At 61.0% G+C, this 24,160-nt stretch carries 22 protein-coding genes and 1 riboswitch; of the genes, 14 read left to right on the top strand and 8 right to left on the bottom strand.

What is annotated here, in order from left to right:
- The 4 genes from ttcA to thrH all read left to right on the top strand — a co-directional run.
- On the top strand, positions 1–567 hold a 567-nt coding region (gene ttcA, locus NDI87_RS08025), incomplete at its 5' end, for a tRNA 2-thiocytidine(32) synthetase TtcA (protein ID WP_296274571.1).
- Between the two features lie 48 nt (positions 568–615).
- The gene (locus NDI87_RS08030; RefSeq protein ID WP_296274572.1) at positions 616–1,215 is read left to right on the top strand and encodes a DUF4136 domain-containing protein; all 600 of its coding nucleotides are present in this window, start codon (positions 616–618) and stop codon (positions 1,213–1,215) included.
- Positions 1,215–1,853, top strand: a complete 639-nt coding sequence (locus NDI87_RS08035) for a histidine phosphatase family protein (RefSeq protein ID WP_296274574.1) — start codon at positions 1,215–1,217, stop codon at positions 1,851–1,853. Before NDI87_RS08030 ends, NDI87_RS08035 begins: the two co-directional genes overlap by 1 nt.
- A gap of 167 nt (positions 1,854–2,020) precedes the next feature.
- Positions 2,021–2,626: a bifunctional phosphoserine phosphatase/homoserine phosphotransferase ThrH gene (thrH, locus tag NDI87_RS08040; protein WP_366028538.1), complete on the top strand. Its 606-nt coding sequence runs from the start codon at positions 2,021–2,023 to the stop codon at positions 2,624–2,626.
- Positions 2,627–2,636: 10 nt separating this feature from the next.
- On the opposite strand, the gene NDI87_RS08045 is transcribed toward thrH, so the two are convergent.
- Positions 2,637–3,227 (bottom strand): lysophospholipid acyltransferase family protein, encoded by a 591-nt coding sequence (locus NDI87_RS08045; protein WP_296274578.1) that lies wholly within the window; start codon positions 3,225–3,227, stop codon positions 2,637–2,639.
- 80 nt (positions 3,228–3,307) lie between these two features.
- Complete coding sequence (dinB, locus tag NDI87_RS08050) at positions 3,308–4,537, bottom strand: DNA polymerase IV (RefSeq protein WP_296274580.1); 1,230 nt, start codon at positions 4,535–4,537, stop codon at positions 3,308–3,310.
- Between the two features lie 174 nt (positions 4,538–4,711).
- Here dinB and NDI87_RS08055 point away from each other — a divergent pair, with 174 nt between their 5' ends.
- The 3 genes from NDI87_RS08055 (at position 4,712) to NDI87_RS08065 (ending at position 9,368) form a co-directional block, all read left to right on the top strand.
- Entirely contained in the window at positions 4,712–7,399 is a 2,688-nt protein-coding gene (locus tag NDI87_RS08055; RefSeq protein WP_296274584.1) for a bifunctional acetate--CoA ligase family protein/GNAT family N-acetyltransferase, read from the top strand.
- 17 nt (positions 7,400–7,416) lie between these two features.
- Positions 7,417–8,022: an MSMEG_1061 family FMN-dependent PPOX-type flavoprotein gene (locus NDI87_RS08060; protein WP_296274586.1), complete on the top strand. Its 606-nt coding sequence runs from the start codon at positions 7,417–7,419 to the stop codon at positions 8,020–8,022.
- Between the two features lie 119 nt (positions 8,023–8,141).
- On the top strand, positions 8,142–9,368 hold the full coding sequence (locus NDI87_RS08065; protein ID WP_296274588.1) for an ATP-binding protein: 1,227 nt from the start codon (positions 8,142–8,144) through the stop codon (positions 9,366–9,368).
- Positions 9,369–9,385: 17 nt separating this feature from the next.
- On the opposite strand, the gene NDI87_RS08070 is transcribed toward NDI87_RS08065, so the two are convergent.
- The 4 genes from NDI87_RS08070 to NDI87_RS08085 form a co-directional block, all read right to left on the bottom strand.
- Positions 9,386–10,621: an aminotransferase class V-fold PLP-dependent enzyme gene (locus NDI87_RS08070; protein WP_296274590.1), complete on the bottom strand. Its 1,236-nt coding sequence runs from the start codon at positions 10,619–10,621 to the stop codon at positions 9,386–9,388.
- 34 nt (positions 10,622–10,655) lie between these two features.
- Positions 10,656–11,342 (bottom strand): aspartate/glutamate racemase family protein, encoded by a 687-nt coding sequence (locus NDI87_RS08075; RefSeq protein WP_296274592.1) that lies wholly within the window; start codon positions 11,340–11,342, stop codon positions 10,656–10,658.
- A gap of 19 nt (positions 11,343–11,361) precedes the next feature.
- Positions 11,362–12,072 carry a GntR family transcriptional regulator gene (locus NDI87_RS08080; RefSeq protein WP_296274594.1) on the bottom strand — a complete coding sequence of 237 codons (711 nt, stop codon included), beginning with the start codon at positions 12,070–12,072 and terminating at the stop codon, positions 11,362–11,364.
- A 91-nt stretch (positions 12,073–12,163) separates the two neighbouring features.
- Positions 12,164–12,886, bottom strand: coding sequence for an aspartate/glutamate racemase family protein (locus tag NDI87_RS08085; protein WP_296274596.1), 723 nt, complete (start codon positions 12,884–12,886; stop codon positions 12,164–12,166).
- A 272-nt stretch (positions 12,887–13,158) separates the two neighbouring features.
- Between NDI87_RS08085 and hydA the strand changes: the two genes are divergently transcribed.
- The 5 genes from hydA (at position 13,159) to NDI87_RS08110 (ending at position 19,096) form a co-directional block, all read left to right on the top strand.
- On the top strand, positions 13,159–14,586 hold the full coding sequence (hydA, locus tag NDI87_RS08090) for a dihydropyrimidinase (protein ID WP_296274598.1): 1,428 nt from the start codon (positions 13,159–13,161) through the stop codon (positions 14,584–14,586).
- A gap of 54 nt (positions 14,587–14,640) precedes the next feature.
- Positions 14,641–15,702, top strand: a complete 1,062-nt coding sequence (locus NDI87_RS08095; protein ID WP_296274600.1) for a TRAP transporter substrate-binding protein — start codon at positions 14,641–14,643, stop codon at positions 15,700–15,702.
- A gap of 61 nt (positions 15,703–15,763) precedes the next feature.
- Positions 15,764–16,372 (top strand): TRAP transporter small permease, encoded by a 609-nt coding sequence (locus NDI87_RS08100; RefSeq protein WP_296274601.1) that lies wholly within the window; start codon positions 15,764–15,766, stop codon positions 16,370–16,372.
- Complete coding sequence (locus NDI87_RS08105) at positions 16,369–17,661, top strand: TRAP transporter large permease (protein WP_296274603.1); 1,293 nt, start codon at positions 16,369–16,371, stop codon at positions 17,659–17,661. The genes NDI87_RS08100 and NDI87_RS08105 overlap by 4 nt, the downstream gene beginning before the upstream one ends.
- 13 nt (positions 17,662–17,674) lie before the next feature.
- Positions 17,675–19,096: an amidase gene (locus NDI87_RS08110; RefSeq protein WP_296274605.1), complete on the top strand. Its 1,422-nt coding sequence runs from the start codon at positions 17,675–17,677 to the stop codon at positions 19,094–19,096.
- Between the two features lie 14 nt (positions 19,097–19,110).
- Here NDI87_RS08110 and NDI87_RS08115 read toward each other — a convergent pair whose 3' ends face one another.
- The gene (locus NDI87_RS08115; protein WP_296274607.1) at positions 19,111–19,875 is read right to left on the bottom strand and encodes a fumarylacetoacetate hydrolase family protein; all 765 of its coding nucleotides are present in this window, start codon (positions 19,873–19,875) and stop codon (positions 19,111–19,113) included.
- Between the two features lie 96 nt (positions 19,876–19,971).
- Between NDI87_RS08115 and NDI87_RS08120 the strand changes: the two genes are divergently transcribed.
- Positions 19,972–20,892, top strand: a complete 921-nt coding sequence (locus NDI87_RS08120) for a polysaccharide deacetylase family protein (protein ID WP_296274609.1) — start codon at positions 19,972–19,974, stop codon at positions 20,890–20,892.
- Positions 20,893–20,908: 16 nt separating this feature from the next.
- Here NDI87_RS08120 and NDI87_RS08125 read toward each other — a convergent pair whose 3' ends face one another.
- Positions 20,909–22,063, bottom strand: coding sequence for an alpha-hydroxy acid oxidase (locus tag NDI87_RS08125; RefSeq protein ID WP_296274612.1), 1,155 nt, complete (start codon positions 22,061–22,063; stop codon positions 20,909–20,911).
- A 75-nt stretch (positions 22,064–22,138) separates the two neighbouring features.
- Positions 22,139–22,241: riboswitch (TPP riboswitch) on the top strand.
- 126 nt (positions 22,242–22,367) lie between these two features.
- Between NDI87_RS08125 and thiC the strand changes: the two genes are divergently transcribed.
- Positions 22,368–24,160, top strand: a 1,793-nt coding sequence (thiC, locus tag NDI87_RS08130; protein ID WP_296274614.1) for a phosphomethylpyrimidine synthase ThiC, incomplete at its 3' end; no start/stop codon positions are given.

Consider the following 24,160-nt stretch of genomic DNA (forward strand, 5'->3'; position numbering starts at 1 on the left):
ATCGTCAAGAAAGTGGTGGCCGAGGGCAAGACCATGTGCAGCCTGTGCAGCCGGCTGCGCCGCGGCATTTTGTACCGCGTGGCCGACGAGCTGAAAATCACCAAGATTGCGCTCGGCCACCACCGCGACGACATGCTGGCCACCTTCTTTTTGAACATGTTTTTTGGCGGCAAACTCAAGGGCATGCCGCCCAAGCTGGTGAGTGACGACGGCGGTCACATTGTGATCCGTCCGCTCGCCAACGTGGCCGAAAAAGACCTCACCAAATGGGCCGCGCACCGCCAGTTTCCAATCATCCCCTGCAGCCTGTGCGGCAGCCAGGAAAACCTGCAGCGCCAGCTCATTGGCCAGATGCTGCGTGATTGGGAAAAGCAATACCCGGGGCGCACCGAAACCATGTTCACATCTTTACAAAACGTCGTGCCTTCACACTTGATGGATGCCAATCGCTACGACTTCAAAAACATCAAAATCACCGGACAGGCCGATGTTGACGGTGACAAGGTCTTTGACGAGGAAGAATTCCCGCTGCACAAAGTGGCGGGTTTGCAAGTGGTGCAGCTCTGACGCATTCTCAATGACGATGTCCTTACACTTTAAATTGAAGGGGGGAATATGTCGCTAGCCCCGATCAGAATGGTGCGTTCAGCTTTGTTGCTGGTGGTTTTCCTGATTTCGGGTTGCGCCAGCACGCGGCTCATTGATAACCAGGTCAACAGTTTCGCGACGCAAGTGATTGCCCCGGGGGCCAGTTACCAGTTTGAGCGCCTGCCCTCGCAACTGGCTAACCCTGTGAATCAGGCAAAACTGGAAAAGCTGGCCGAACACGCGCTGGCCAAAGTGGGTCTCAGACGGCAAAATGCGGCCCCATTGAGCGTGCAGGTCAGTGCCATCCAGCGCCAGGAGACTTTCTACACTGAGAACGGCTTGAACATTGGCTGGGGTCTGGGCTGGGTATGGGGTCATGGGGGTTTGAGTGTGGGCAGTCATGGTCCACTGTTTCCAGGACTGGATTCGCGCACCAGTTATTGGCGCCAGGTCAGTTTGATCATGCGCAATGCCGCGGGTGTCGTGGTGTTCGAGAGCCACGCCAGCCACGACGGCATCTGGGCCGACAGTGACGCTGTGCTGGCCGCCATGCTCGATGCCGCCTTGCAGGGCTTTCCGACGCCGCCATCCGGTGCGCGCCGCGTCAACATTGAAATCCCCCGTTAATGCAAGCCACCCGCATCATTGCCATCCGCCACGGAGAAACCGCCTGGAACGTGGATACCCGCCTGCAGGGCCATCTTGACATTGCGCTCAATCCCAAAGGCCTCTGGCAGGCCGCGCAAGTTGCGCGCGCACTGGCTGGTGAGTCTGTCGAGGCCATTTACACCAGCGACCTGCTGCGCGCCTGGCATACCGCCCGCGCCATCGCGCAAACCACCGGGGCTCCCCTGGTGGCCAGCCAGGATTTGCGTGAACGCTGCTTTGGCAGTTTTGAAGGCAAGACCTATGTCGAACTGGAAGCACAGTGGCCCGAAGACTCGCTGCGCTGGCGCAAGCGGGAGCCCGACTGGGCACCGCCTGGCGGCGAATCGCTGCTGGCCCTGCGCCAGCGCATCAGCGGCACCGTGGCTGCCATGGCGGTGCAACATGTTGGTGGCCAAATTGTGCTGGTCGCCCACGGCGGTGTGATGGACGTGCTGTACCGGCTGGCCACCGGCCAGGAACTGCAAGCCCCGCGCACCTGGCACCTGGGCAATGCCGCCATCAACCGCCTGCTGTGGACGTCCGAAGGCCTCACGCTGGTGGGCTGGGGTGATACCGCTCACCTCGAAGAAGCGACGCTGGACGAGGGCAGCGCCTGAAGCTGTCCCGATACCGCGCACGACTCTTGGACCAAGCCCCGTCACTGCGTAGCGTCGCAGTCCAGGTGTTTGGACGTTATGGATTGCTTCACTGCGTTCGTTCGCAATGACGAAGTTCTTTCACGTTAACATGCCCGCCTTTGGTTACCAACTTATGGAGAATGTCTGTGCAGCTCGTTTGTCTTGACCTCGAAGGTGTCCTCGTTCCCGAAATCTGGATCGAGTTTGCCCGTCGCACCGGCATCCCGGAACTGTCGCGCACCACCCGCGACGAGCCCGACTACGACAAGTTGATGAGCTACCGGCTGGACCTGCTCAAGACCCACCAGTTGGGCCTGCCCGATATTCAAAAGGTGATCTCCGAGATGGGGCCGATGGCCGGTGCCCGCGATTTTCTGGACGCGTTGCGGCGCGACTACCAGGTCATCATCCTGTCAGACACTTTCTACGAATTTGCCATGCCGCTGATGGCCCAGCTCAACATGCCGGTGCTGTTCTGCCACAAGCTGGAAGCCGATGCCGATGGCTTTCTGGTGAACTACCACCTGCGCATGCCAAACCAGAAAAAAGAAGCGGTGCAGCGTTTCCGGGAGCTGCAGTTCCATGTGATTGCCGCCGGAGACTCCTACAACGACACCGCGATGCTGGCCGAGGCCAATGCCGGCATCCTGTTCCACCCGCCGCAGAACGTGATCGACGAGTTTCCCCAGTTTCCGGTGACGATGAACTACTCCGAGCTGCGCGCCGAGATCGACCGGGCGGCCAGGCGTTGACCGCAGCAGGCTATACGGTCTCGAACTGCCCCGCATTTCGGCCTTTGAACGGGGCATAAAAGGCCTTGATCTGCACCATGTCGGCCTCGACGTTGCCGCTCGGCACAAACATCGGCCCGAGGCCGCTGATCTTGCGCTGGTAGTCCATGTAGGCCATCACGATCGGCACCTGCGCCGTTGCTGCAATGTGATAGAAGCCGGTTTTCCAGTAGCGCGTCTTGCTGCGCGTGCCCTCGGGTGGCACGATCAGTTGCAGTGCACCTTCGGCGGCCTGAATGGCTTGCGCCGAAGCCAGCACCAGGTTGTTGGTTTTGGCGCGGTCCACCGCGATGCCGCCGAGCCAGCGCATCAGCGGCCCAAACGGAAAGCGAAAAATACTGGCCTTACCCATCCAGTAAATATTCAGGCGCAGCGCAAAGGCCACCATCAGGGTGTAGGGCAGGTCCCAGTTGCTGGTGTGGGGGGCGGCAATGAGCACACTTTTTTGCGCCTGCGCGGGCAGGGCGCCCTGCACTTGCCAGCCAGTCAGCTTGAGAAATGTCAGCGAAAAAACGCGCAGCAGGGAACTGACGACGGGCGTTGTGAAAATGGTTCGGTGCATGGCTGAAAAAGTGGCGTTGAAAACGTCCAGCAGCCAGAAACAGGCACCAAACGGCGGTCTTCGGTGGGCTAAATTATGACTTATGTGTCCAGGTCCATGGCCGTCTGCACCGGCTGCATGGGGGCTTCATTCTGGCGCCAGAGTTGGTGCTCGGCCAGAGTCATCAGGGAACCCACGCGCACCCCCAGCAGGCGTAGTTTCTGCTGTAGCGGCACCCGCTTGAGGCAAAGACCGGCATGGTGGCGGATGGCCGCCGCATCGGCGGTATAGTCGGGCAGTGTCAGGTCGCGCGTGACACCCTTGAAGTCGTCGTAGCGCAGCTTGATGCCGATGGTTCTGCCCACATAGCCTTTGCGCGCCAGATCTTGTGCCACCTGTTCGCACAGGCGGGTAAATATGGCACCCAGTTCGGCCTTGTCGCGCACCGCGTGCAGGTCGCGCTCAAACGTGGTTTCGCGGCTGATGGAGACCGGTTCGCTGTCCAGCACCACGGGTCGGGAGTCCACGCCGTGGGCGGCATCAAACATCCAGGTACCGGTTTTCTGGCCAAAGTGGTCCATCAGCCAATCCTGTTCTTTTTGGGCCAGTTCGCCGATGGTTTTGATGCCCAGTTGCTGCAGTTTTTCATCGGCCTTGGGGCCAATGCCGTTGATCTTGCGGCAGGCCAGCGGCCAGATGCTGCTTTCCAGGTCGTCCTCGAAAACAATGGCAATGCCGTTGGGCTTATTGAATTCGCTGGCCATCTTGGCCAACAGCTTGTTGGGCGCCACGCCCACCGAGCAGGTCAGTCCAGTGGCATCAAAGATCGCTTTCTGGATCAACCGCGCCAACACGCGGCCACCTTCGCGTTGGCCGCCGGGGACCTGGGTGAAGTCGATGTAGACCTCGTCGATGCCGCGGTCCTCCATGAGCGGTGCAATTTCCAGGATGATGTTTTTGAAGGCGCGGGAATAGTGCCGGTAGGCGGCAAAGTCCACCGGCAGCAAAATCGCTTCGGGGCAGAGCCTGGCGGCTTTCATCAGTCCCATGGCCGAGCCGATGCCAAACTGGCGCGCCGCATAGGTGGCGGTGGTGATGACGCCGCGCCCGCTGTAGTCCTGCAACCGGGGAAAATCGGCTACCGGGATTTTGTTTGGCGGGCGCTCGCCCTGGCGTTCTTTCAGGTCGGCATCTTGCGTCCTGCGTCCGCCGCCAATGACGAGTGGCAGCCCTTTGAGCTGGGGGTAACGCAGCAACTCCACGGACGCATAAAACGCGTCCATGTCCAAGTGGGCAATGCGGCGTAGCGGGGCAGTCCGTGGGGTGCTCATGACGCCATGATTTTCGAGGCAAATGGGGTCGGTTTGTAGCCATTGATGCAATGTGGCATAAAGTAGCGCGATTGCCTGCCTCTTTGGTGTGCCAGGTCAAAAAAAATCAGACCATTCAGGTTAAGCTCTGCCAAGTTGCTTTATCAATACGGATTTTTGTCAATAGGTGGTTTCATGGATAAGCATTTTTTGAGTTCTCTGTTTTCACCTGCCTCCATTGTGGTGTTTGCAGGCAAGCCAGAGGAACCCGAGACATTCACCTCGCAGGCGCGCGTATTGCACCAGGCGATCACGACCCAGCGTTTTACCGGCAAACTGACTTTTCTGGACATTCATGCCAGTGGCACCCTGGCTGACTTGGCCGCTGTCAATGCCGATCTGGCCATTATTGCGCTGCCGCCTTCCGAGGTCGCGGCCGCAATGGAAATTTCCGGGCGCATCAAATGCCGTTCGGCCCTGGTAATCTCTTCCGGCATCGACGCCGCACTGGCGGCCGATTTGCACAAAATGGCGACCCGCGACGGCATCTACCTGTTGGGTCCCAACAGTTTGGGCTTTCAGCGTCCTCACCTGCAACTCAACGCCAGCGTGGCCGGTGAGTTGGCATCGCTGGGGCCGCTGGCGCTGGTGTCGCAGTCGGGCGCGCTGACGTCATCGATTCTGGATTGGGCCAAAAAGAACGCGGTGGGTTTCTCTACGGTGGTGTCCCTCGGCCCCAATACCGCAGTGGACATGGCCCAGGTGCTGGATTTTCTGGCCTCTGACGCCAAAACACACAGCATCGTGATTTACATGGAAGGCATCACCAATGCCCGGCGCTTCATGAGCGCGCTGCGCGCGGCGGCCAATGCCAAGCCGGTGGTGGTGCTCAAGGCCGGGCGCAAGGCTGCCAGCAATCAGGCAGCCTTGACCCATTCGGGCACCATTGTGGGGAGCGATGACGTCTTTGATGCCGCACTGCGGCGCGCCGGTGCGGTGCGGGTGCGCTCGTTTGTGGCCCTGTTCTCGGCAGCCAAGTGCCTCGCCTCGCGTTACAAGCCGGTGGGCAAGCGTCTGGTCATCATTACGAACGGCGGTGGCCCGGGTGTGCTGGCCGCCGATTGGGTGAGTGAAATCAATCTGACGATGGGACGGCTCACACCCGAGCAGGCACTGGCCATCAAGCCGCAAATGCCGCCCTTGGCCACCCTGACTGATTTGATCGACGTGTCGGAAGAAGCCGGACCGGAACATTTCCGGCTGGCCATCGAGGCCGTCAGCAAAGCGCCCCAGATTGACGGCATATTGGTGATTTATTCGCCCAAAATGGGCTCTGATGGTGATGCCGTGGCCAGCGCCATGGCCAACTTCAATCGTCATGTCAGCAAGCCCTTGCTGACCTGCTGGATGGGCGATGCCACGGTGGGTGAGGCCCGGAAAATCCTGAACGACGCCGCCATTCCCACCTTCCGCACGCCGGAGGCAGCGGTGGGCGCGTTTGGCAACATTGCCTCGTTTTACCAAAACCAGCAGTTGCTGCAGCAAACGCCGCCGCCGCTGTCGGATTTGGCTCAACCTGATGTGGAAGGGGCCCGCCTGCTGATCGAGAGCGTGCTGGCCGAGCGCCGCAAGGTGCTCACCGAGATGGAATCCAAGTCGCTGCTGGCGGCTTTTCATATTCCGGTGACCAAGACCATTCTGGCGCGCAGTGCCAATGAAGCCATCATGATTGCCACCCAGTTGGGTTTTCCGGTGGCGCTCAAGATCGACTCGCCGGACATCAGCCACAAGTCCGACGTGCAGGGCGTGGCGCTCAATATTTTGAATGCCACCAGTGTGCGCGACACCTACCTCGCCATGATCCAGACGGTGACCAAATTGCAACCCCATGCCCGCATCAACGGGGTAACGATCCAGAACATGGCGAACCAGAAGCGCGGACGTGAGGTTTGTGTGGGGCTGGTGACCGACGAACCGTTCGGCCCGGTGATCGCCTTTGGCGCCGGTGGCACCATGATCGAGCTCATCAACGACCGTGCCATGGAACTGCCGCCGCTGAACCAGTTTTTGGCACGCCGCCTGATCGAGCGCTCGCGCGTGGCGGAAACCCTGGGGGTGTGGCGCGGCGCGCCAGCGGTCGACATGGAGGCGCTGGAGCAGATATTGCTGCGTGTGTCGGAGATGGTGTGCGAATTGCCGCAACTGCGCGAGATGGACATCAATCCCATCATTGTTGATGAATCCGGTGCGCTGGCCGTGGACGCCCGCATCGTGGTGGACAACGCCGCGCCGTCGGTGCGCCATTACAACCATCTGGCCATCCTGCCGTACCCGTCGCAGCACGAGCAGTTGTGCCCCTTGGCCGGTGGCGGCGAATACATCGTGCGCCCGGTGCATCCGGACGATGCCACCATGCTGCAGGATTTTGTGCGCAGCCTGTCGCCCGAGAGTCGTTATTTCCGCTTTGTCTCCAGCATGCAGGAGCTGCCGGCCACCATGCTGTCGCGCTTCACGCTGATTGACTATGACCGGGAAATGGCGCTGGTGGCACTCATCACCGAAGAAGTCACCAATGAGCAAGGGGAAACCGTGGAGGCCACGCGCATCATTGGCGTGTCGCGCTACATCACCAACCCGGATCGCGCCAGCTGCGAGTTCTCTCTGGTGGTAGCCGACGAGTTCAAGGGCCGTGGCCTGGGTTCACGGCTGATGCTGTCGATCATGGACTTTGCCCGTGAAAAGGGCCTGACCGAGATCGAGGGCCTGGTGCTGGCCAACAACCCCAATATGCTCAAGCTCATGAAGGGGCTTGGTTTTGCTGTCAAGCCCTTCCCCGAAGACCCTGATTTCAAGCTGGTGACGCACCATTTGCAGGTGGTCTGAATTGAATGTGATCCGCCATGAACATTGAAACTGAGGAGCAACTCCGCGCCATCTACCCCGCCCCCAAAGAGCGCATCATCAAAAAACAGCTCCCGGCACTTGATGTTCATTGCCAGCGGTTCATCCAGCTTTCCCCTTTTGTCGTCATTGCCAGCGCCAGCCGTTCGCTGGCAATGGATGCCTCCCCACGCGGTGGCGTTCCCGGTTTTGTCAAGATATGCGACGAACAGACCCTGCTCATCCCGGATGCCCAAGGCAACAACCGACTCGATACGTTTGAAAACATCATCGAAACCGGACAAGTCGGTTTGCTCTTCCTGATTCCCGGATTTGACGAGACTTTGCGCATCAATGGTGCGGCACGCCTGTCCTGCGCTGAGGCGTTTCTCCGTTATTTTGCCAATCAGCAACGTCCGCCCAAACTGGTCATGGAAGTCAAGGTTGAAGCCGCCTATCTTCATTGCCCCAAGGCGCTGATGCGTTCAAAGCTTTGGCACCCCTCGGCCCAAACGGATCGCGCACTTTTGCCAACGGTGATTGAAATGATTAACGACCAAACCGGGATCAGTGTGCCAGTGCAATCGCTTGAGGCAACGCGGGCAAACTTTGCCCAAGACTTGTAATCCGGAAAAAAACCGGTTCAATCCACAACCGAACAACGTTGCGTTCATCATCCACGGCTGACTTGTGCGAGCCTGTTATTAATCTTGCATATTGACTCCTGAGAATGCAAAATGCAAGGATGATTGAAAGCAATTTTAACCATCTGCAAATTCCGGAATACCCTCGGGCGCTGCTCAAGTCAGCTACCGGGCAACTGGCTTTTTCGCCTGCTGTGGTTCTGCTTGGCCCCCGGCAGGTTGGCAAAACTACTTTGGCACGGCAAATTGCAGCCATGCACCCCAACGCCATGAGCCTGGATTTGCAACTGGCTGGCGACCGTGAAAAACTCACCGAGGGCAGTGGCTTTTTGCAGGCGCACCGTGACAAATTGCTGGTGCTTGACGAAGTGCAGTATGTGCCCGAGGTATTTGCGCAATTGCGCCCTGAGATTGATGCACTGCGCAGACCCGGGCGATTTTTGCTGCTGGGATCGGCATCAGGGCGCTTGCTGCAACAAAGCTCCGAGTCGCTGGCCGGGCGCGCCAGTTACCTCGAACTCACGCCTTTGCAGGTGGGTGAAGTGATGGCAACCGGCGCGGATGTTGCCTCTGACTTGACCACATTGCAAAAACTCTGGTTGCGCGGTGGTTTTCCGGTGAGCTACACGGCGCCGACGGACGCGCTGTCTTTTTCATGGCGGACTGATTTTGTGGCCACGTTTTTGAACCGTGACATTCGTGAGCTGGGGGTCAACGTGCCGGCGCAAACACTGCACCGGTTTTGGCGCATGACAGCGCACTTGCATGGGGCATTGTTCAATGCATCCAACCTGGCTGCGTCGCTGGGTGGCATCTCCCACACCACGGTGGCGCGTTACCTTGATGCCTTGACCGACACCATGATGCTGCGCCGCCTGGAGCCGCATTTTGTGAACATCGGCAAACGCCTGGTGAAGTCGCCCAAGGTCTATGTGCGCGACAGTGGCCTGCTGCACGCGCTGCTCAATGTGCCTGATGTTGACGCGCTGATCGGCCACCCCATGGCCGGCCCGTCGTGGGAGGGATTCATCGTGGAGCAAATTTGCGCCCTGTTGCCCAAAGGGGCTGATGTGGGTTTTTACCGCACGGCAGCGGGTGCCGAACTGGACGTGGTGGTGGAGCTGGGCAGCAAAAAAATCGGCTTTGAGATCAAATTTTCGACTGCCCCCAAAGTGCCCCGAGGTTTTTGGCAGGCCTGTCAGGACATCAAGCTTGACCATGCTTATGTGGTGGCACCAGTGCTGCAGGGCTGGCCCATGAAAACAGAACAAGGGTACAGCGTGGACGTGATCACGCCGGCGCAGTTGCCGTGGGCTTTGACGCGCTGAATATCGGCCGGCGAGACTCAGGGGTAGCGTGCCTGCCGTTCGGCGCTGGCCTGTAGCAAAGCCATGGCGGCTTGTATGCCACTGCCAAGCAGCGGCACGCCAGCCAGGCGCAGGCCCATTTCGCAGCCGGCCAAGGCCGAGAGCAGGGTCAGATCATTGCACTCCCCCAGGTGTCCGATACGGAACATGCGACCCTTGAGTTGACCCAGTCCGGTGCCCAGCGACATGTTGAAACGCTCGTAAATTAACTGGCGCACGGCATCGGCGTCATGGCCTTGTGGCAACACCACGCCGGTGAGCACCGGTGAACAGACGGCGGAATCAGCGCACTGCACCTCAAGCCCCCAGGCATTCACGGCCGCGCGGCAGGCAGCAGCCAGCCGGTGGTGACGGGCGAATACGGCGGGCAGGCCCTCACCCAGAATCATGTCCAGAGATTCGGCCAGTGCATAGAGCAAATTGGTGTTGGGGGTGTACGGCCAGTAGCCGTTGCGGTTCATGTCGATGATGTCGTCCCAGGCCCAGAATGCCTTGGGCAAGCGCGCCTCGAGGCTGGCCGCCAGCGCCTTGGGCGACACGGCGTTGAAGCTGATGCCGGGCGGCAACATCAGACCTTTCTGGGAGCCGCTGACGGTCACGTCGACGCCCCACTCGTCATGCCGGTAGTCGGCCGCTGCCAGGCCCGAGATGGTGTCGACCAGAAGCAGGGCCGGGTGTTTTGCGGCATCAATGGCGCGCCGCACGGCGGCGATGTCCGAGGTCACGCCGGTCGAGGTTTCGTTGTGCACCACACACACGGCGCGGATGGTGTGTGCGCTGTCTTCGCGCAAACGGGACTCGATCAGATCAGCCTGTACACCGAAACGCCAGCTGTTGGGTAATCCGGTCTGAGCACAGGTGCCAGGCAGCGCCACCAGCTCGGTTTGCAGGCCAAGGCGCTGGGCCAGCTTGCGCCACAGACTGGCGAAGTGCCCGGTCTCGTACATCAGCACGGTGTCACCCGGGCTCATGGTGTTGACCAGCGCCGCCTCCCAGGCGCCCGTGCCCGATGCCGGATAGATGACTACCGGGTGCCGGGTCTGGAAGATTTTTTGCAGCCCTTGCAGCACGGCCAGACCGAGCCTGCCGAATTCGGGGCCGCGGTGGTCGATGGTTGGGTAACTCATGGCGCGCAGCAGACGGTCGGGCACCGGACTGGGGCCGGGAATTTGCAGCTGGTGGCGACCGGCGGGATGGAAGTTAAGGTTCAACAAGTCAGCTCCTGATTGAGTACACAAAAAAGTTTATTCATTCGACGGCAGCTGCCGAATTCAGCCATGCCATTTCCAGCCGCGCACACGCCAACTGCACCGCGCAGGCAACACCGTCCAAAACAGGCTTGCCCAGGCGCTGCTGCAGCGCCGGTGCGTAGCCGCACAAGACCGCACCCGCCAGAACGATCGCATCGGCCCCGTTTTGCAGCAGGGGCCGCGCCGCTTCGGTCAGCAGGTCGAGCAGCTGTGGCGACACAGTCGCCACCGGGGCGTCGAAGGCCGCCGGGGCCTCGGGCGTGGCCACGCCCACCAGGCGCTGACCCAGGCCAAGTTGGCTCACATGGTCGTGGTACAAGGAGGCCATGTCCCGGCCCAGGGTCAGCACACCGAAGCGTGGCCCACACAGGCAGGCTAGCAGGCAGGCGGCTTCGGTCATGCCGATGACGGGGCGCGGTGCACACAGGGCACGGGCTTGCGCCAGTCCGCAATCAAGTGAAATCGCCACCACCACGGCGTCGTGCTGCGAACCGTGTTCGCGGGCCATGGCCACCACGCGCTCGGCGGCTCCCCGTACTTCTGCGGGTGAGCGTACGGCACGAGGGCCTTCAGTGGCTGTGAGTGCGGTCAACGTGGCGCCGACTGGCAGCATGAGGCGGGCCGATGCCGCCAAGCGTTCGGTGATGTGGACCGATGTATTGGGGTTGATCAGCAGCAGGCGCATGGCCGGGGCTCCCTGGCGCTTAATCACGAAATACGGCCTCCAGGTCCACTTCGGCGTTCAAGCTGTCAAGTGCCAGGCTTTTTTGGATGTGGTCAAGGTGTGACAGCATCAGTTTTTCGGCCTTGGCCATGTCGCGCCGTGCGATCGCGTCGATGATGTCCGCGTGTTCGTCGGCGCGGCAACTCATCGCAGTGGGCGCATCGTAGAGAAAGATGATCAGGCAGGTCAGGGTCGACAACTCGCGCATGCTGCGCGACAACGATGAGTTTCCGGCCAGTTCGGCCAGCACGACATGAAACTCACCCGAGAGGCGTACAACGGTGCGCCGGTCGTCGCGCCGCCGTGCATCAAGCTCAAGTTCCTGATGTCGGCGCAGCCGCGCCACCTTGTCCGGCGTCAGCGTGGCGATCAGCCGTCTGAGCAAGGCAGGCTCGATCAGGCGGCGGGCCTCGAACACGTCCATGGCCTGTTCCGGCGATGGTTTGGCGACAAAGGCCCCGCGTTGCGGGTAGAGGTCAATGATCTGCTCATGTGCCAGCCGGGTCAGCACTTCGCGCACTCGGGCCCGGCTCACATTGAAGATTTTGGCCAGCCGGTCCTCGCCCAGCTTGGTGCCGGGGTGCAGGCGGTGTTCCAGTATCGCGATATAAATTTTTTCATAGATATCGTCATTGGCAGTCTCGCGCTCCAGGTGGCTGATGGGGGGCACTGATCGGGGGGGCTTCGGCATGTTGGGGTGATCCAGGAGTTGGAGGTTAGTGCCAGGCTTGGTGTCGCCACTTTGGGCCATGATCATCGGTCCAGCGCCAAAGTGCGGGCAGTTACCAGTTATAGAGTTGACCCCAGCCACGAATGGCTGAAGGCGAAACGCCTGCCGTACGCAGCATGCCCCACACGGTCGTGCTGACCGTGTCCAGCAGCGGGATGCCCAACTCGGCCTCTATTGATTGGGCCAGCGGGGCGGCATGCAGGTTGGTGCAGAACGTTGTCATGGCCTGCGGGTGTGCCAGGGCCACCGTCCGCATCATTTCCTGAAGCTGGTCCTGGGTGACCAGCGCGAAGTCGTAATTCACATGGATGTCAAGGTGCTGTTCAGCCACGACCTCGACACCGATGCCGGCGTAGTTGCTCACGATGCGCTGCTGAATGTCGGGTGTGTAGGGCGACACCAGCCCCAGCCGATCAATGGATTTCAGTGCCAGTAACTCATTAAGCGCCAGCACCGCGGTTGTGGCGGGTATGCCGGTATGGTGCTGGATGCGCTCGACCAGGCGGCGGTCAGCGTCAAAGCCGAGCCAGCCTGAGGAGGTGCCGCTCCAGCCGATCACGTCCACATGGGCGTCTGCCAGTAGCTCGGCGGCAGCCAGGATCTTGCTGTCGTTGAATTGCTCCAGCGCGTCTGGACGCAGCGAAATCTCTGTCACCTTGAAACGTGAAAAGTGGGCGCTCACGTTGGCGAGTGTGGCAACGATCGCACTGGTCAGTGGCTCCAGTGCGGTGTTGGACGAGGGGGTCAGCAGCCCCAGGCGAACGGACGATGTCATGAGTAGGCTCCAGTTGGATGGCAAGGTGGGGTCATTCCATGCGAATGTCGTGCCAACTCGATTATTTTGCCGACATTTTTATAAAAGATTGTCAACAATGGTTTTTTTATGAAATTCATTGACTGAGCTTGAAAACATGAAAACGACCATCGGGTTGGCACGCGATTTGCAATAGTAGCTCTGTAACCATTCACAGACCAAGTCGCTTTAAAACGTAGTTGTTGACAAAATGATCAATTATTTGCTGATGAATCCCCGCTGCGAGGTCTCTCATGACTGAGGCGTTTGACCTGGTTGTGCACAACGCACGCGTCGCAACGGCAAGCGATTGTTTTGCCGCCGACATCGGCATCAGCCGGGGGCGTATTGTTCAAATTGGTGCATCCCTGCCCAAAGGTGTGCGCGATATTGATGCTGCTGGCCGTGTTGTGACTCCGGGCGGGGTCGATGCGCATTGCCACCTTGACCAGCCGATGACGCCGCCGTTGCGCATGGCCGACGACTTCGACACCGGTACCCGATCAGCGGCCTGTGGCGGCACCACCACGGTGATTCCGTTCGCCGCGCAGGTCAAAGGCCAGTCGCTCAGAGCCGCTGTGGCCGATTACCACCGCCGCGCAGCGGGCAAGGCCCATGTGGACTATGCCTTTCACCTGATTGTGAGCGACCCCACGCCCGAGGTGCTGCAGAACGAATTGCCCCAGCTGATTGCCGAGGGCTATACCTCGTTCAAGGTCTACATGACCTATGACGACCTCAAGCTCAATGATGGACAGATCCTGGATGTGTTGGCGGTGGCCCGCAATAGTGGTGCCATGGCAATGATTCATGCGGAAAATTCCGACGCCATCGAGTGGTTGACGCGCAAACTCGAAGCTGCCGGGCGCACCGCGCCGCGTTTCCATGGCTTGGCGCGTCCCATGCTGATTGAGCGTGAGGCCACCCATCGGGCGATGGCGCTGGCTGAACTGGTCGATGTGCCCATCCTCGTGGTGCATGTTTCGGGGCGCGAGGCGGTTGAACAAATTCGCTGGGCGCGCGCGCAAGGCTTGAAGGTGTTTGCCGAGACCTGCCCGCAGTATCTGTTTTTGACCGCCGACGACTTGGGATTGGACGACAGCTACCAGGGTGCGCGCTGCATCTGCAGTCCGCCGCCGCGCGACCGTGCCAACCAGGAGGTCATCTGGAACGGTCTGGCCGATGGTCTGTTCACCGTGTTCTCGTCGGACCACGCACCGTTTTGTATGGAGGGTGACGAAGGCAAAAAGCCAGGAGGCACAGAGGTGCCTTTCCGGCACATTCCGAACGGTATTCCCGGCCTTGAAACCCGCATGGCCCTGCTTTATTCGGAGGGTGTCCTGGGTGGGCGCATCACGCTCGAGAAGTTTGTCGAACTGACCGCCACCAACCCTGCCAAGGCTTATGGTCTGCATCCACGCAAGGGGTCCATCAGTGTGGGTGCCGACGCCGACCTCGTGGTCTGGGACGAGCGCGAGTTTGTGCTGCGCAATGCCGACCTGCACCACGCGGTCGACTACACCCCCTACGAAGGCCGCACGCTGCGCGCGTGGCCCGGCATCACCCTCGTCGGTGGCGACGTGGTGTGGGACGGGCAGTTCCACCCCCGCGCGGGGCAGGGGCGGTTTCTGCACTGCCAGCCTTCCAGCTTGTTGCCTCAGCGCCCCAGAGCACAGTCTTGACACACATTTTTTTCAGTTTTTGTTTCACCCGCCAACCCACCAAGGAGTTTCACCATGAGTCTGACCCATCGCTTCGCCAAGTCCCTGCTGCCGCTGGTCGCTGCAGCGTCCGTACTATTCAGCGGCGCCGCCGGCGCGCAGGACAAGATCACTTACAAGGTCATCGGTCAACCTGCCGCCACCGGGATGGTGCAAAAAAACAAGGAAAAGCCGTTCTTTGAAGACTTTGCCAAACGCACCGGTCTGGCCATCGATGCCGACTACAAGGCCATCGACCAACTTGGTATCAAGGACACCGAGCAGCTGCGTGTGATGAAAGCGGGCCTGTTCGATATCGTGTCACTTAGGGTGTCGCAGAACTCACGCGACGAACCCACCTTGCTCGGATTGGACCTGGTCGGTGCTGCACCCAATTACGAAACTGCGCGCAAGGTCTATGAGGCCTACTTTGATACGCTGGACCAACGTCTGCAAAAGCAGTTCCAGGTCAAGTTGCTGGGCGCCTGGCCGTTTGGTCCGCAGATCCTGTTCTGCAAGAAGCCGATTGGCAAACTGGCCGACCTCAAGGGCATGAAAGTGCGCGTTTACGACCAGAACCTGGCCAAGTTCATCGAGACTGTGGGCGGCGTGCCCGTGCCGCTGTCATTTACCGAAGTGCACCAGTCGCTGTCCCTGGGTGTGGTTGATTGCGCCATTACCGGCCCGAGCTCCGCCAACAGCTCTGGCTGGCCTGAAGTGACCACCCACCAGTACCCCATCGGTTTTCAGATGGCAGTCAACGGTTATTCCATCACACTCAAGGCCTGGAGCCGCCTGAATGCCGAACAACAACGCAAGATGCAGGCCGCCTTCAAGACCTTGACAGACGACATCTGGGTCTACTCGCAGGAGCTGACCAAGGACGCCATGAATTGCAATGCGGGCAGGGAGCCCTGCACCACGGGCAAGAAGTACAGCCTGATTGACGTGCCGGTGCAACAGGCAGACCTGAACACGCTGCGTGATGCCGTTGCCACAATTTCCGTGCCGACCTGGGCCGAGATTTGTGACAAATCCAACCCCGGCTGCTCGGCAGCCTGGAAAGCCACTGTGGGTAAGGTGATCGGAATCAAGTAAGCGCTGAAAATGCAGGTCGCTCACCCGGCCTGCGCCTCACACTCATGAATGGATGGATGACATGAAAGAGAACATCGAACGCTGGCTAGGCACCCTGTTCGGCCTGATATTTGTCGGTTTGTCGCTGGTTATTGCGGTAGAGACGGCCTTGCGCAAGCTGTTCAACGTCTCCTTGCAAGGTGCTGATGAGCTAGGAGGCTATGCTCTGGCGATTGGCGCCACCATTGCCTTCAGCATGGCGCTGCTGGGTCGTAACCACATCCGCGTCGATGTTTTCTACGACCACTTTCCGTCACCTGTGAAGACCTTGTTGAACTGGCTTTCGGCGCTCTCGCTGGCTTGTTTCGCCGGACTGCTGGCGTGGCTGGCGTGGTTTGTCATCCAGGACTCGCGCAACTACCAGAGCGTCGCCCAAACACCCTGGGCCACGCCACTGGTGTATCCACAGTCAATCTGGCTGGTGGGGCTGATGTTGTTTGGCCTGCTGGCCGTGGCTGTGGCGCTTTATGCCAGCTACCTGTTGTTCACCGGGCGCAGTGCGCAACTCAACGCCATGCTGCACCCGCGCTCCACCCGGGAGGAACTCAAGGAAGAACTTGACGACCTGCAGGTTCGTTCGGTGGCACCGCAGGCGGGCCAGGTGGTTGTCAGTCAGGCAGGTGTCGCATGAACATCAGCTACATCCTGATCGCTTTTTTCGGCATGCTGGCCATGATGCTGATCGGACTGCCCATTGCCACGTCCATGGCCACGGTCGGCATCATTGGCGGCATGCTGGCCTACGGCTTGCCTTTTGTCGACTCCATCGCGCCCGTGGTCTGGGGCGTGCACAACGACAATCTGCTGACCTCGATCCCGCTGTTTGTGTTGATGGGCGAACTGCTGTTGCGTTCGGGCATTGCCGACCGCATGTTTGGTGCGCTGGCGGCCTGGCTGGGCCGACTGCCTGGTGGCTTGCTGCACACCAACATTGGTTGCAGCGCGTTGTTTGCCGCCACCTCAGGTTCGTCCGTTGCCACCGCGGCCACGGTCGGCACGGTGGCCCTGCCTTCGTTGCACAAGCGCGGTTATCCGATGCACATGTCGCTGGGGTCCATTGCCGCCGGCGGCACGCTGGGCATTTTGATTCCACCCTCGGTCAACATGATCGTTTATGGCTCGCTGACCGATACCTCAATCGGGCGCCTGTTTGTTGCCGGCATCATTCCGGGGCTGCTGCTGTCGGCGGCCTTCATGGGGTTCATCATGGTGCATGCCCTGCTGACCAAAAGTACCGTTCGCGAGGAAAGGGTACCGCTGCATGTGCGTATCCACCTTCTCAAGGACCTGGTGCCGCCAGGTGTGGTGTTTTTTATCGTGATGGGCAGCCTTTACAGCGGTGTGGCCACCACCACCGAGTCAGCCGCGTTGGGTGTGGTGACCTCACTGGGTTTTGCCTGGCACAGCCGCAAGCTCACCTGGCCCCTGCTGCAGAACTGTTTTGTGCAGACCGCCAAGACCAGCGGCATGATTCTGTTGATCATCACCGCAGCCTTCATTCTGAACCTGGCGGTCAGCCTGACCGGCGTGGCTGAGGCCATGACGCAATGGGTGACGTCGTTTGGACTGTCGGGTAATCAGATGCTGCTGATCCTGATCGTGTTCTACCTGGTACTTGGCATGTTCATGGACGTGCTCTCCATGATGGTGGCCACGATTCCCATCACCTTCCCCATCGTGAATGCGCTGGGCATTGACCCGGTGTGGTTTGGCATCTTCATCGTGCTCATGTGTGAGCTGGGTCTGATCACACCACCGGTGGGCATGAACCTGTTTGTGGTGCAGGGCATTCGGCCGGATGGTGGTTCGATTCGCGATGCTATCTACGGCGCCTTTCCTTACGTGATCATCTTGCTGGCGTTTACGCTGCTGCTGATCGTTTTCCCCGAAATCGTGACCTGGTTGCCGGCCCAGATGTGAAGTCAATCGTTCCATGACCACGCCTGCGATGAACGAAGACCTTCCCCTTTGGCAATGGTCAGCCGTCGCGCTGCATCGTGCGTACCGCGATGGGCGCGTCACCCCGCTGGCGGCAGTGCGCGCCAGCCTCGCGCGAATTGCGCAGGCTAACCCGAAGATCAACGCCTTTGTGGCGCTGCGCGACAGCGTGCTGGATGACGCTGTCGAAAGCACCGAGCGCTTTCGGGTTGGCCAGCCGCTGTCTGCGCTGGACGGCCTGCCTTTGTCGGTCAAGGACAACCTGTGTACCGCTGACCTGCTCACCACCTGGGGCTGTCCGGCGTTGGCGCTGCACCGCCCTGCTGCCGACGAACTTCCAGTGGCGCGTGCGCGCGGCGCCGGCGCGCTGATCGTTGGCAAGACCAACGTGCCCGAATTCACGCTCGAGGGTTATACCGGCAATCCGCTGTTCGGCATCACCCGCAACCCATGGAACCCATTGCTCACGCCTGGCGGCTCCAGCGGCGGCGCGGTCGCCAGCGTGGCGGCTGGCTGCACGGCGCTGGCCATGGGCACGGACGGCGGCGGTTCCATACGCCGCCCGGCGTCGCACTGCGGCCTGGTGGGGTTCAAGCCGTCGATCGGTGCCGTGGCACGTGGCGGCGGACTGCCGACCTTGCTGCTCGACTTCGAGGTGGTTGGTCCGATGGCGCGCACCGTGGCGGATGCGCGACTGCTGTTTGACGTGCTGCGCGGACCCGATGCGCGCGACCGCGCGTCGCTGGCGGCCGCCGCCGCTCGCTCGGCAGGGCGGCCACCCGGCCCGCTGCGCGTACTTTACGTGCCGACACTCGACGGTTCGCCGGTTGACCCCGAAATTGCAGCCTCGTGCGCGCAGGCCGTGCGCCAGTTGCTGGCTTTGGGTCATGAAGTGCAGCACGGCGCGCTGCCATTGGACCTGGACTGGATCACCAGTGCATGGCCCCAGGTGGCCCAGATCGGACTGGCCGCCCTGTTTGAGCGACAACCGCAATGGCAGCGTGGTGCCTCCGCCAAGTACCTGGCCATGGCCGAACAGGGGGCCAAGCTGCCGGCAGCGGTGCTGTGGGCCCTGCTCGACAGTGTGGCGCGCCTGCGCAGTGACTGTGCAAACTTGTTTCATGAATGGGACTGCGTGGCGCTACCCAGCGCCGCGGCTTTGCCCTGGCCGGCGGAGCAGGCCTATCCGCCTGAAATCGCGGGCCAGCCGGTGGGGCCTCGCGGTCATGCCGTGTTCACCGGATGGATCAACGCGGCCGGCTTGCCCGCCATCTCCGTGCCGACAGCACCCGCACGATCAGGTTTGCCCATCGGGTTGCAGTTGGTGGGCGCTTATGGCAGTGACGATGCCCTGTTTGACTTGGCAGCGTCCTTTGAAGCCCTGGCGCCCTGGGCCGGTCGATGGCCGCCGCTTTGAGCACGGCCTGGCGATCAGAGGGTCACGCTGGATTCACCCATGCCGTCGAACACCACCTTGACATGGTCGCCGCTCTGGCCCGACAAAATGCCAACCCAGGTGCCGGTGGTCACCACGGTGCCCGCTGGCAGCGTGCCGTACATCGCGCAGGCTTGGCGCAGCCACTGTGGCAGCAGCCAGGCCGGATTGCCCAAGGAATGTGTGCCCACCCGCACCACCTCGGGTTGATCGCCCACCCACACCCGGCAGACCTGCCGGGACCAATCCAGCTTTTGGTAGGGGACCCAGTCGCCCAGCACCAGTGCACCGTGCGACTGCAGGTCGGCCAGCTTGAGCAGCGCCGGCGACGCCATGCCCTGTTGCCAGCGCGAATCCACAATTTCGATCGACACCGTCATGGCGTCAACGAGGTCCCCTGCGTTCTCGGGCGCCAGTGTGCGGGCCAGGGCCTGGTCAACCGGCTGGCCCAGGCGCAGCGCGATCTCGGCCTCGATCCCGCGCATGGCGAACGGCCAATCGCCGCATCTGGCCGGACTGTGCCAGATGCCGGCCGGTGGCAGCGGGGCGTGGGTCAACTGGGTCTCGCGATTGGCACCGCCCGATTTCCAGTACCCGGGTGGGGCATCACGGTACCAGCCGTGGTGTCGTGCCACGGCCATCTGAACGGCGTAAGCCTGCTCGGTGTTTGGCAGCGCCTGCGCCAGCGCGCCGGCGTCGATCAGGTTATGGTCATTGCGTGCGCGCACCAGGGCGGCCACCACGGTGTCTTTATCAATCATTTTCTTTCGTCACTTCGTTGGAGTTTGGCGTTGTACCAAGGTACTTTAGCCGATGGCAGCCGCTGAGCCCACCTATAGCCCCTATTTGCAACAAGCATGACCCACGAATTCAAATCCGCCAGACGCTTTGGCAATGGCCAGGCGCGCAACCCCATGCTGCGCTGGCCCAACGGTGCCGGTCTGGCGCTGTCCTTTGTGCTCAATATCGAGGAGGGGGCAGAGTTCACCGTCACCAGCGGCGACCCTGGCAACGAAGCTGTGCACGAAGTAGTGCATGAAATTGCCGGTGTGCCGGACTTCTGCATGGAAACCCATTTTGAATACGGCCCGCGCTGCGGCTACCGCCGGGTGCTTGACCGTTTTGTGCAACGCGGCCTGCCGCTGACCTTGAATGTGTGCGGCCGGGCGCTGGAGTGCACGCCCTGGGTGGCGCAGGACGCCCTGCTTCATGGTTTTGAGATGTGCGGCCATGGCTGGCGCTGGGAGTCGCCAGCCCGGCTGGATGAGGCCACCGAGCGCGCGGTGATCGCCCGCACTGCCGCCACCATCGCCCGGCTCTGGGGGCGGCCACCGACCGGTTGGCACTGCAAGTCTTCGCGTTCGGTCAACACCCGTCGCCTGTTGCAGGAACACGGCGGGTTTTTGTACGACAGCGATGACTATGGCGATGATCTGCCCTTTACCCTGGCTGGCGCAAGCGGTCAGCCGTACGTGGTGCTGCCCTATGCGTTCGATACCAATGACATGCGTTTTTTTGACCGCGCCAGCTTTGTGCAGGGGCGCGATTTTGCCGACTACGTGATCGCCGCCATCAAGGCCTTTCTGGAAGAAACCCGGCATGCCCCGCGCATGCTGACCGTGGGGCTGCACACGCGCATCATCGGCCGTCCGGCCCGCATTGGCGGACTTGATCTGGTGCTGGACTACCTGGCCGGCTGCGGCAAGCAGGTTTGGGTGGCTCGCCGCGAGGACATTGCCAGGCACTGGCTGACTGCGACCGGTGGTTCGGCGACTTAGCTGTGGCCTGACGCGCCTATACCGGGTGTGTCCCCGGCAGCAAAATCCCTTTGTCCACGGTGTCGATGTGTGTGTGGCCGCAAAAGGCCATGGTCAGGTCGAGTTCCTTGTGGATGATCTCCAGCGCCTTGCTCACACCGGCTTCGCCCATGGCGCCCAGACCGTACAAAAAGGCGCGGCCAATGTAGCTGCCGCGGGCGCCCAGGGCGCGCGCCTTGAGCACATCCTGGCCGCTGCGAATGCCGCCATCCATGTGCACCTCGATCTGCCTGCCCACCGCATCGACGATGGCGGGCAGGGCGCGAATGCTGCTTTCAGCGCCATCGAGCTGGCGACCGCCATGGTTGCTGACGATCAGCGCATCGGCCCCGGAATCAACCGCCAGCCGGGCGTCTTCCACGTCCTGAATGCCTTTCAGGATCAGCTTGCCGCCCCAGCGCTGCTTGATCCATTCCACATCGCCCCAATTGAGCGCCGGGTCAAACTGTTTGGCCGTCCATTCGCTCAAGCTGCCCATGCTGTCGATACCCTTGACGTGGCCGACGATGTTGCCAAAGCTGCGCCGCTGGGTCCCCAGCATGCCCAGTCCCCAGCGCGGTTTGGTCATCATGTTGAGAAGGTTGGCAAGGGTCGGCCTGGGCGGCACGGACAGTCCGTTTTTAAGGTCCTTGTGGCGCTGACCGCTGATCTGCAAATCGAGCGTCAGCATCAGCGCCGAGCAGTTGGCGGCTTTGGCGCGGTCAATCAGGCGCTCAATGTAATTACGGTCTTTCATCACATACAGCTGAAACCAGAACGGGTGCCCGCCGGTTTCCCTGGCCACGTCTTCAATCGAGCAAATGCTCATGGTCGAGAGCGTGAACGGAACACCGAATTTTTTGGCCGCATTGGCCGCCTTGATTTCACCGTCTGCGCACAGCATGCCGGTCAGGCCCGTGGGCGCAAGGGCGACCGGCATGGCCACGTTTTGCCCGATCATGGTGCTGGCTGTGCTGCGACTTTCGATGTTGATGGCGACGCGCTGGCGCAGTTTGATTTTTTGAAAATCATCCGCATTGGCGCGATAAGTGCTCTCAGTCCACGAGCCGGCATCAACATACTCATAGAACATGCGCGGCACGCGTTTTTGGGTCAGTACGCGAAGGTCTTCAATCTGGGTGATCACGGGCATAAGAGGACTCCTGGGCAGTGCCTCCATGGTAACGAGGAGCGCGGGTGAAAAACCGGACTGCCCTTCGCTTACACTGCAGCCTGCCCGGGGTGTGCTGTGTCAGCACTGAGATGGTCTTCCAAACCCGCGAACTTGATCCGGTTGATACCGGCGTAAGAAGTGCCAGGCGTTTTGTCATTGCCATGTTTCCTGCCACACAGGCATCATGGATTAAGCAGTGATCTGTCGCGTTTGATCTTGTCCTGTTTGCCGCTTGGTTGCCCAAACTCCCGCGCTGTTTTTAACACAACAGGAGATCGATCCCATGAATGCCCCCGACAAATTCAGCCAGTTGATGCGTCTGACGCGTGAGCCCCTGCCGGCCTCGCGCAAAATTTACCTGCCCGGCAGCCAGGCCGATATCCAGGTGCCGATGCGTGAAATCATGCAGAGCAACGGCGAGGCCGTCACCGTTTACGACACCTCCGGCCCGTATACCGACCCCAACGCCAGCATTGATGTGCGTCAGGGACTGCCTTCGGTGCGCAGCCCCTGGATCGCCGCGCGCGGCGACACCGAGTCCTACACCGGTCGTCCCCCTTTTGCGCTCGACGATGGCCTGAAAAATGGCGAGTCGGAAGCGCTCGCCGCCTTGCGCGCCCAGGCCGCCGGGCTGCAGCGCACGCCGCGCCGCGCCAAGGCGGGCGCCAACGTGTCGCAAATGCACTATGCCCGCAAAGGCATCATCACGCCCGAAATGGAATACGTGGCGATCCGCGAAAACCAGAAACAGGCCTGGATGGAAGCCTATCAGGGCAACGCCGAACGTGAAGCGCGGCTGGCCGGCAACAGCTTTGGCGCCAGCATTCCGCGCGTGATGACGCCCGAGTTCGTGCGCGATGAAGTCGCGCGCGGCCGCGCCATCATCCCGGGCAACATCAACCACCCCGAAGTCGAGCCGATGGCGATTGGCCGCAACTTCCTGGTCAAGATCAACGCCAACATCGGCAACTCGGCCGTGACGTCGAGCATTGAAGAAGAAGTCGAAAAACTGGTGTGGTCGATGCGCTGGGGCGCCGACACCGTGATGGACCTGTCCACCGGCCGTAACATCCACACCACGCGCGACTGGATCCTGCGCAACTCGCCGGTGCCGATCGGCACCGTGCCGATTTACCAGGCGCTGGAAAAAGTCGGCGGCATCGCCGAGGACCTGACCTGGGAAATCTTCCGCGACACGCTGATCGAGCAGGCCGAGCAGGGCGTCGATTACTTCACCGTACACGCCGGCGTGCGCCTGGCCTTCATCCACCTGACGGCCCAGCGTGTGACCGGCATCGTGTCGCGCGGTGGCTCGATCATGGCCAAGTGGTGTATTGCCCACCACAAGGAAAATTTCATCTACAGCCACTTCGATGAAATGACCGAAATCCTCAAGGCTTATGACGTCAGCTATTCGCTGGGTGACGGCCTGCGCCCCGGCTCGGGTGCCGACGCCAACGACGAAGCGCAGTTCGCCGAGTTGCGCACGCTGGGCGAACTGACGCAACAAGCCTGGCAGCAGGACGTGCAGGTGATGATCGAAGGCCCGGGTCACGTGCCCATGCACATGGTGCAGGCGAATATGACCGAGCAGCTCAAACACTGCCACGAAGCGCCGTTCTACACGCTGGGGCCACTGACCACCGACATCGCACCCGGCTACGACCACATCACCAGCGGCATTGGCGCGGCCATGATTGGCTGGTTCGGCACCGCCATGCTGTGCTACGTGACGCCGAAGGAACACCTGGGCCTGCCGGACCGCGACGACGTGAAGGTCGGCATCATCACCTACAAGATCGCAGCCCATGTGGCCGATGTGGCCAAGGGCCACCCCGGTGTGCGGGCGCGTGACGACGCGCTGTCCAAAGCGCGTTTCGAGTTCCGCTGGATGGACCAGTTCAACCTGTCGCTCGACCCCGATACGGCGCGTGATTTCCATGATGAAACGCTGCCGAAGGACTCGTCCAAGGTGGCGCATTTCTGCTCCATGTGCGGCCCCAAGTTTTGCTCCATGAAGATATCGCAGGAGGTGCGTGACTACGCCAAGGTCAAGGGGATGAGCGACGAGCAGGC

It is taken from the genome of Rhodoferax sp. (genome assembly GCF_023701345.1).
GTDB lineage: Bacteria > Pseudomonadota > Gammaproteobacteria > Burkholderiales > Burkholderiaceae_C > Rhodoferax.

What these genes read in the sequence shown, in the direction of transcription:
- NDI87_RS08030 (WP_296274572.1), top strand. Translation starts at nt 616, where the DNA reads ATGTCGCTAGCCCCGATCAGAATGGTGCGTTCAGCTTTGTTGCTGGTG.
- NDI87_RS08035 (WP_296274574.1), top strand. Translation starts at nt 1,215, where the DNA reads ATGCAAGCCACCCGCATCATTGCCATCCGCCACGGAGAAACCGCCTGG.
- NDI87_RS08045 (WP_296274578.1), bottom strand. Translation starts at nt 3,227, where the DNA reads ATGCACCGAACCATTTTCACAACGCCCGTCGTCAGTTCCCTGCTGCGC.
- dinB (WP_296274580.1), bottom strand. Translation starts at nt 4,537, where the DNA reads ATGAGCACCCCACGGACTGCCCCGCTACGCCGCATTGCCCACTTGGAC.
- NDI87_RS08055 (WP_296274584.1), top strand. Translation starts at nt 4,712, where the DNA reads ATGGATAAGCATTTTTTGAGTTCTCTGTTTTCACCTGCCTCCATTGTG.
- NDI87_RS08060 (WP_296274586.1), top strand. Translation starts at nt 7,417, where the DNA reads ATGAACATTGAAACTGAGGAGCAACTCCGCGCCATCTACCCCGCCCCC.
- NDI87_RS08065 (WP_296274588.1), top strand. Translation starts at nt 8,142, where the DNA reads ATGATTGAAAGCAATTTTAACCATCTGCAAATTCCGGAATACCCTCGG.
- NDI87_RS08075 (WP_296274592.1), bottom strand. Translation starts at nt 11,342, where the DNA reads ATGCGCCTGCTGCTGATCAACCCCAATACATCGGTCCACATCACCGAA.
- NDI87_RS08080 (WP_296274594.1), bottom strand. Translation starts at nt 12,072, where the DNA reads ATGCCGAAGCCCCCCCGATCAGTGCCCCCCATCAGCCACCTGGAGCGC.
- NDI87_RS08085 (WP_296274596.1), bottom strand. Translation starts at nt 12,886, where the DNA reads ATGACATCGTCCGTTCGCCTGGGGCTGCTGACCCCCTCGTCCAACACC.
- hydA (WP_296274598.1), top strand. Translation starts at nt 13,159, where the DNA reads ATGACTGAGGCGTTTGACCTGGTTGTGCACAACGCACGCGTCGCAACG.
- NDI87_RS08095 (WP_296274600.1), top strand. Translation starts at nt 14,641, where the DNA reads ATGAGTCTGACCCATCGCTTCGCCAAGTCCCTGCTGCCGCTGGTCGCT.
- NDI87_RS08100 (WP_296274601.1), top strand. Translation starts at nt 15,764, where the DNA reads ATGAAAGAGAACATCGAACGCTGGCTAGGCACCCTGTTCGGCCTGATA.
- NDI87_RS08105 (WP_296274603.1), top strand. Translation starts at nt 16,369, where the DNA reads ATGAACATCAGCTACATCCTGATCGCTTTTTTCGGCATGCTGGCCATG.
- NDI87_RS08110 (WP_296274605.1), top strand. Translation starts at nt 17,675, where the DNA reads ATGACCACGCCTGCGATGAACGAAGACCTTCCCCTTTGGCAATGGTCA.
- NDI87_RS08115 (WP_296274607.1), bottom strand. Translation starts at nt 19,875, where the DNA reads ATGATTGATAAAGACACCGTGGTGGCCGCCCTGGTGCGCGCACGCAAT.
- NDI87_RS08120 (WP_296274609.1), top strand. Translation starts at nt 19,972, where the DNA reads ATGACCCACGAATTCAAATCCGCCAGACGCTTTGGCAATGGCCAGGCG.
- NDI87_RS08125 (WP_296274612.1), bottom strand. Translation starts at nt 22,063, where the DNA reads ATGCCCGTGATCACCCAGATTGAAGACCTTCGCGTACTGACCCAAAAA.